We start from the raw sequence: 519 nt of genomic DNA, 5'->3' as shown, positions 1-519 counted from the left end.
CCGGAGATTTGCTCGGCATACAGGCCATAGGGCGCGCGCTGCGGCGAATTCTGGCCCACCGGCAGGGCGCCCGGCAGGGCTTCGGTGGCGAACTCGTTGGCGAAGCCTGACATGTAAGGTTCGGGAGACGAAGCGGGTCTGGCGTCGGTCATGGCTGGCACTCCTTGGGAACATGGCTGCGGCGGATCGCCACATGCGAAGAGCCACACTATAGGCACAGACGGCACCGTTTAAAATACCAATGCAAAAATGACGACTATTGACCAAATCAATAATGGGTGAAGCATGCGCGACGTTGCCGACATCGACCTGAACCTGCTGGTGGTGTTCCACCAGCTCTACCAGTTGCGCCATGTGTCCCTGGTGGCCAGGCGCCTGGGCCTGTCGCAGCCGACGGTGAGCAATGCGCTGGCGCGGCTGCGCAAGACCTTTGGCGACGAGCTGTTCGTGCGCACCGCCCAAGGCATGCAGCCTACGCCCGGCGCGGACCGGATCGCCGAGCCGGTGGGCCAGGCGCTG

Annotated in this window: 2 protein-coding genes; one reads left to right on the top strand and one right to left on the bottom strand. The window is 63.6% G+C overall.

Features of this window, described 5'->3' with window-relative positions:
* A partial coding sequence (locus JK635_RS28880) for a homogentisate 1,2-dioxygenase (RefSeq protein ID WP_202655505.1) occupies positions 1–113 on the bottom strand: 113 nt, incomplete at its 3' end.
* Between the two features lie 172 nt (positions 114–285).
* On the opposite strand from JK635_RS28880, the gene JK635_RS28875 reads away from it, so the two are divergent.
* Positions 286–519, top strand: a 234-nt coding sequence (locus tag JK635_RS28875; RefSeq protein ID WP_202655504.1) for a LysR family transcriptional regulator, incomplete at its 3' end; no start/stop codon positions are given.

The organism is Neobacillus paridis, assembly GCF_016765675.1.
GTDB classification, from domain to species: domain Bacteria; phylum Bacillota; class Bacilli; order Bacillales; family Cytobacillaceae; genus Neobacillus; species Neobacillus paridis.
This window is presented reverse-complemented; position numbering and strand designations above follow the sequence as displayed.